Genomic DNA, 6,238 nt, shown 5'->3' with positions numbered 1-6,238 from the left:
GTCACCGACTACAGCAAGTGCCACACCACCGACGTCAACGACCTCACCTTCGCCTGCGGCCCCCACCACCGCCTACTAAGACCCGGCGGCTGGACCACCCGCAAAAACACCCACGGCGACACCCAATGGAAACCACCCCCACACCTCGACACCGGCCAACCCCGCACCAACACCTTCCACCACCCCGAAAAACTGCTGGGTGATGACGACGATCTGCCGCCGCACTGATTAATCTGATTGCTCGTGACTGACCAGCGCACCTTGCTGCTGATGCGGCACGCGAAGTCCGATTACCCGCCGGGCGTCGACGACCACGACCGGCCGCTGGCGCCCCGCGGCATCCGCCAAGCCGGGCTGGCCGGCGACTGGCTGCGCGCCAACGCGCCCGCCATCGACGGCGTGCTGTGCTCCACGGCGACGCGCACCCGCGAGACGCTGCTCAACACCGGCATCGATGCGCCGGTGCGATACAGCGAGCGCCTCTACGCGAGCACTCCCGGCACGCTGATCGACGAGATCAACACGGTGGACGACGCCGTCGGCACGCTACTGGTCATCGGACACGAGCCGACGATGTCGGCCCTGGCGCTGGGACTGGGCGGCGCCGGACGTACGAATACCGCTGCCGCCGAACGAATTTCGGCCAAGTTTCCAACGTCGGCGATCGCGGTGCTCACCGTGCCGGGCGCGTGGAATGAGGTCGAACTCGGCGGGGCGACGCTGATCGACTTCGAGGTGCCGCGCTGAGGTTCGATTGCCCGGCTCCTCCGCACCCGGCTGCGCCGGCTGCATCGTCGCCGCGCTAAGGTTCGATTGCCCGGCTCCTCCGCACCCGGCTGCGCCGGCTGCATCGTCGCCGCGCTGAGGTTCGATCAGGAGTTGGTGGCCAGCGTCAGCTCCATCAGCTTGATGGCCTGACCGCACGCATCGATGCCCGGAGCCTGCGGGTTGACCCACCATCCGACCACCCCGGCGGCGTCGCTGGCCACGCCGCACGCACCGTTCGCGTCGTCGGGCCGCATCACGATCGAGTCGATCCCGGCGATCGACCGGGTCTCGATCTTGTACTTCAGAAATTCCGCGACCTTGCGCTCGTTGGACAGGCTGCCCTGCTCGAACCAGAACCGGGTGATGTCGATCAACCCGGCCGGATTGGCCGCCTGCCAGCGGCAGATCGCACCGACGAAGGTGCTCTGAATGTCGAGCGGGTCGGCGCCCACCGTCTTGGCCAGGATGTCGCTGGTCAAGACCTCACATTCCTTGAGCAGGTTCGGGTACTGCTGCTGAGAGTTGTTGTTGCGGGGCACATTGCCGCCCGCCTTGACCGCGTTGCCCCCGATCGAGCGGGAACACCCCGTCAACACCAACAGCGCGGCGATCACCACGATCGCGGTGGCAACCGCGGTCCTGCCGGCCCGGGAACGCGTCGAGGCCATCATTTCGAATTCGCAATCGACTGACGAGCGAGTTCCTTCGCTATGTCGCATGGCGGCGGAAACGGCTTCTGACTGAAACTGATTGACCACTCGATGAAGTCGTCCTGAAACTGGATGCCCACCTCACACAACGAGTCACCCAGGTTGGGCTCGTTGCCGATGGCGATGAAACCGCTATGGCCGTTGATGTTGATGTCATCGACGCTGGCCCGCGAAAGCTCCTCGGTCTTGCGTTCGCGACCGATGGGGCTGCCGCGATACCAGGAGAAGGAGAAGTGCGGCCCCAGGATGCCACCACCGGCGAGCCACTGGCACCCCACTGAGTTGCGGGCGGTGTTGATCAGCCCGGTGACCTTGGTGAGCTCCGCTACGGTCTGGTCGCTGATCCCGCCGCACTGCGGGAACATCGCACCGTGGCTGCCCTGGCCGTTCTGCGGCGTCGACGACGACGTAGCGCCCGGTTTGTTGCCGCCGGAATCGGAGCAGCCCGCAGCCGCGGGGATCAGGATCGTCACTGCTGACGCCACGAGAGCCAGCGCCCTCGTGCTACGCCGCACCGCTACCCTGCTTCCGCTCCGCCCGCTGCTGGTCCACACGATGCACTGTAGCGGCAGCCCAGCGGGTCAACCACCGACGCGCCTGAGCAGGTATTTCGGGGCCGCAACAAGTGGGGTGCGGACCTGGACCGTCCGGCGGTTGCCGGGCACGGCCGCGCGGACGGTGTGCGACAGTTAGCCCATGCTCCTGGCACTGCTGCGCCAGTACATCCAGCCGTACCGACGGCTGGTGGCGGTGCTGATGGTGCTGCAGCTGATCGGCAACCTCGCGTCGCTGTACCTGCCTACCGTCAACGCCGCCATCATCGACGAGGGGGTGGCCAAGGGCGACACCACCACCATCGTTCGGCTCGGCATGGTCATGCTCGGGGTCACCGCATTGCAGGTGCTGTGCTCGGTCGGGGCGATCTATGTCGGCTCGCGCACCGGGATGGGCTTCGGTCGCGACCTGCGCGCCGCCATCTTCGAGCACGTCACCTCCTTCTCCGAACGCGAGACCGCCCGATTCGGGGCGCCGACGCTGCTGACACGCAGCACCAACGACGTGCGGCAAATCCAGTACCTGGTCCAAATAAGCGCCACGGTGCTGGTGACCGCCCCGATCATGTGCCTCGGCGGGATCTTCATGGCCATCCGCCAGGAGGCCGCGCTGACGTGGCTGCTGCTGGTCAGCGTGCCGATCATGGCGGTAGCCAACTACTGGGTGATGTCGCACATGCTGCCCCTGTTCCGCCGGATGCAGGGCCTGATCGACGGCATCAACCGGGTGCTGCGCGACCAGCTGGCCGGCGTCCGGGTGGTCCGCGCGTTCGCGCGGGAAGGTTTCGAACGAGACCGCTTCGCCCGCGCCAACACCGCACTGTCGAACACCGCACTGACCGCGGGCAACTGGCAAGCGTTGATGCTGCCGGTGACCACGCTGACCATCAACGTGTCCAGCGTCGCGCTGATCTGGTTCGGCGGGTTGCGCATCGACCGCGGCCAGATGCAGGTCGGTTCGCTGACCGCCTTCCTGGCCTACTTCACCCAGATCCTGATGGCGGTGTTGATGGCGACGATGACGCTGGTGGTGTTGCCGCGCGCCTCGGTGTGCGCCGAGCGGATCACCGAGGTGCTCGCCACCCGGCCGGCGGTGACCGACCCCCCGAGCCCGCGGTCCCCGCGCGGCGCCATCACCGGAGTCGTGCGGCTGCACGGCGCGACCTTCACCTATCCGGGCGCCGATCGCCCAGTGCTGCAAGGCATTTCGCTGACCGCGGCGCCCGGAACCACCACCGCCATCGTCGGCAGCACCGGTTCGGGCAAGTCGACGCTGGTCTCGCTGATCTGCCGGCTCTACGACGTGACCGGCGGCGCCGTCTCGATCGACGGCATCGACGTCCGCGAATACCGGACCGAGCGGCTGTGGTCGGCCATCGGGCTGGTTCCCCAGCGCGGCTACCTGTTTTCCGGGACGGTCGCGGACAACCTGCGCTACGGCGCCGCCCCGCATCGGGTCCCTACCGACGATCAGATGTGGGAGGCGTTGCGGGTGGCCGCCGCCGACGATTTCGTGCGGGCCCACGATGACGGGCTGCAGATGCGGGTGGCCCAGGGCGGTATCAACTTCTCGGGCGGGCAACGGCAGCGACTCGCCATCGCCCGGGCGGTCATCCGCCGTCCGGCAATCTATTTGTTCGACGACTCGTTCGCCGCGCTCGACGAGCGCACCGACGCGCGGGTCCGCACCTCGCTACGGGAGACCTCCGGTGATGCCACCGTCATCGTTGTCACACAACGCATTTCGATCGCATCCACGGCCGACCAGGTAATCGTGATCGACAACGGGAAGCTGGTGGGCGCGGGCACCCACGAATCGCTGCTCGTCGATTGCGCCACCTACGCCGAATTCGCCGACTCGCAGTCGGCCGGCGCGGTGCGAACCGGACGAGCCGGGGGCCCACCGTGACCGCCGCGGCCACCCAGGCCGCCAACCGGACGGCCCCCGCAACCCGGTCGCGCGACTTCTGGGGTTCGGCCGCCCGCCTGGTGAAACGGCTTGCGCCGCAACGACGGCTGTGCATCGCGGTGATCAGCTTGGGTATCACCGGCACGGCGATCGGGGTGATCGTCCCGCGAATCCTGGGGCACGCCACCGACTTGCTGTTCAACGGCGTCATCGGGCGCCAGCTGCCCGCCGGGATGACCAAGGCCCAGGCCGTCGCCGCCGCACGCGGCCGAGGCGCCGACACCTTCGCCGACTTGCTGTCCGGGATGAACGTGGTCCCGGGTCACGGCGTCGACTTCGGGGCGGTCGCACGAACGCTGACGCTGGCGCTGGCCCTCTATCTCGTTTCGGCGCTGCTGATTTGGATACAGGCGCGACTGCTCAACGCCACCGTGCAGCGCACCATGGTGGGCTTACGTTCCGATGTCGAGGACAAAATCCACCGGCTGCCGTTGTCCTACTTCGATGGACGTCAGCGCGGGGAGTTGCTGAGCCGGGTCACCAACGACGTCGACAACATCCAATCGTCGCTGGCGATGACGATCAGCCAGCTGCTGACATCGGTCCTGACCATGGTGGCGGTGCTGGCGATGATGCTGTCCATCTCGCCGCTGCTGGTGGTGATCACCGTGCTGACGGTGCCGCTGTCGCTGTTGGCTACGCGGGCGATCGCGCGACGCTCCCACCGCCTGTTCGTCGCGCAGTGGACCAGCATCGGCCGCCTGAACGCCCACATCGAGGAGACCTACAGCGGTTTCACGGTGGTCACGACGTTCGGCCACCAGGCGGCGGCGCGCGAGCAGTTCCGCACCCTCAACGACGACGTCTACCGGGCCAGTTTCGGCGCTCAATTCTTCTCCGGGCTGGTGGCACCGGCGACGACGTTCATCGGCAATCTCGGCTACGTCGCCGTCGCGGTGGTGGGCGGCCTGCAGGTGGCCACCGGCCGCATCACCCTGGGCAATATCCAGGCGTTCATTCAATATGTGCGGCAGTTCAACTCGCCACTGAGCCAGCTCGCCGGCATGTACAACACCCTGCAATCCGGGGTGGCCAGCGCCGAGCGGATTTTCGCGCTGCTCGACGAGCCCGAGGAGGCGCCGGATCCTGTGCCTGCCCTGCGGGCCGGCACCCCCCCGCGGCCCGGTGGACGCGTCGAGTTCGCTCACGTGAGCTTCGCCTACCGCCCGGGCACCCCGGTGATCGAGGACCTGTCCATGGTGGCCGAACCGGGCAGCACGGTGGCGATCGTCGGACCGACCGGAGCGGGCAAAACCACGCTGGTGAACCTGCTGATGCGGTTCTATGACGTCGACGCGGGACAGATCCTGCTCGACGGGGTCGACATCAGCACGCTGGACCGCCGGTCGCTGCGGTCGCGGATCGGCATGGTGCTGCAGGACACCTGGCTGTTCGACGGGACGATCGCGGAGAACATCGCCTATGGACGCCCGGACGCCGGTGAGGACGAGGTGCTCGACGCCGCCAAGACCGCCTACGTCGACCCGTTCGTCCGGACGCTGCCGGCGGGCTACCAGACCCGGATCAGCGGTGACGGAGGCAACATCAGCGCCGGCGAGAAGCAGCTCATCACCATCGCGCGCGCGTTTCTTGCCCGCCCACAACTGTTGATCCTGGACGAGGCGACCAGCTCGGTCGACACCCGCACCGAGGCCCTCATCCAGCACGCGATGTGTGAACTGCGCCGCGATCGCACGAGTTTCATTATCGCGCACCGACTTTCGACGATCCGCGACGCGGACCGCATCGTGGTGGTCGAGGCCGGGCGGATCGTCGAACAGGGCAATCACACTGAACTACTCGCCCGTCGCGGCACGTATTACGAGATGACACAGGCATAAGCGCCTGGCGGGCGCATTGATAAGCGGCCGCGATCGCTACCAAGAAGTTATTGAGAAGACACCAAGGAACAAACGCGACGCTGGGATCGTCCTACTCAGTAACGCACCTGAAAGGGGTGGCAGCAATGTTCTCCCGCCGCATCACAAAGATGGCCACCACCGCAATCGGCACCGCCGCCATCGGACTCGCCGCCGTCGGCTTCGCCGGCACCGCCGCAGCGAGCTCCGTGCAGACCGCCGACGCGGCGTTCCTGGGCCAGATGCAAAGCCTCGGCGTCACTTTCCCGTCCACCCAAGCCGCCGTGCAGACGGGCCACCAGGTCTGCACCGAACTCGCCGCCGGCCAGACGCCGACCGCGGTCACCGTCGACATCTTCCGGCACACCAGCCTGACGC

Annotated in this window: 6 protein-coding genes and 1 pseudogene; 5 read left to right on the top strand and 2 right to left on the bottom strand. The window is 67.2% G+C overall.

The genetic code is table 11. The features are described from left to right. Window positions 1-228: pseudogene (locus A5659_RS18965) on the top strand (hypothetical protein); the annotation flags it as partial. Window positions 229-243: 15 nt separating this feature from the next. Beyond that, entirely contained in the window at window positions 244-747 is a 504-nt protein-coding gene (locus A5659_RS18960; protein WP_067025371.1) for a histidine phosphatase family protein, read from the top strand. Window positions 748-872: 125 nt separating this feature from the next. Here A5659_RS18960 and A5659_RS18955 read toward each other — a convergent pair whose 3' ends face one another. Both A5659_RS18955 and A5659_RS18950 read right to left on the bottom strand, forming a co-directional pair. After that, on the bottom strand, window positions 873-1,436 hold the full coding sequence (locus A5659_RS18955; RefSeq protein WP_156749273.1) for a DUF3558 domain-containing protein: 564 nt from the start codon (window positions 1,434-1,436) through the stop codon (window positions 873-875). After that, window positions 1,436-1,993, bottom strand: coding sequence for a DUF3558 domain-containing protein (locus A5659_RS18950; RefSeq protein WP_067025365.1), 558 nt, complete (start codon window positions 1,991-1,993; stop codon window positions 1,436-1,438). The genes A5659_RS18955 and A5659_RS18950 overlap by 1 nt, the downstream gene beginning before the upstream one ends. Before the next feature lie 181 nt (window positions 1,994-2,174). Between A5659_RS18950 and A5659_RS18945 the strand changes: the two genes are divergently transcribed. The 3 genes from A5659_RS18945 to A5659_RS18935 all read left to right on the top strand — a co-directional run. Beyond that, window positions 2,175-3,941, top strand: coding sequence for an ABC transporter ATP-binding protein (locus A5659_RS18945; RefSeq protein ID WP_067183394.1), 1,767 nt, complete (start codon window positions 2,175-2,177; stop codon window positions 3,939-3,941). Next, window positions 3,938-5,842 (top strand): ABC transporter ATP-binding protein, encoded by a 1,905-nt coding sequence (locus A5659_RS18940; protein ID WP_067183391.1) that lies wholly within the window; start codon window positions 3,938-3,940, stop codon window positions 5,840-5,842. Before A5659_RS18945 ends, A5659_RS18940 begins: the two co-directional genes overlap by 4 nt. 125 nt (window positions 5,843-5,967) lie before the next feature. Then, window positions 5,968-6,238: DUF732 domain-containing protein (locus A5659_RS18935; protein WP_066867277.1), on the top strand; the 271-nt coding region annotated here is incomplete at its 3' end.

It is taken from the genome of Mycobacterium sp. 1165196.3 (assembly GCF_001673415.1).
In the GTDB taxonomy this organism is placed as follows: domain Bacteria; phylum Actinomycetota; class Actinomycetes; order Mycobacteriales; family Mycobacteriaceae; genus Mycobacterium; species Mycobacterium europaeum_A.
The sequence above is the reverse complement of the archived record's forward strand: the minus strand, read 5'-3'. Positions and strand labels throughout refer to the sequence as shown.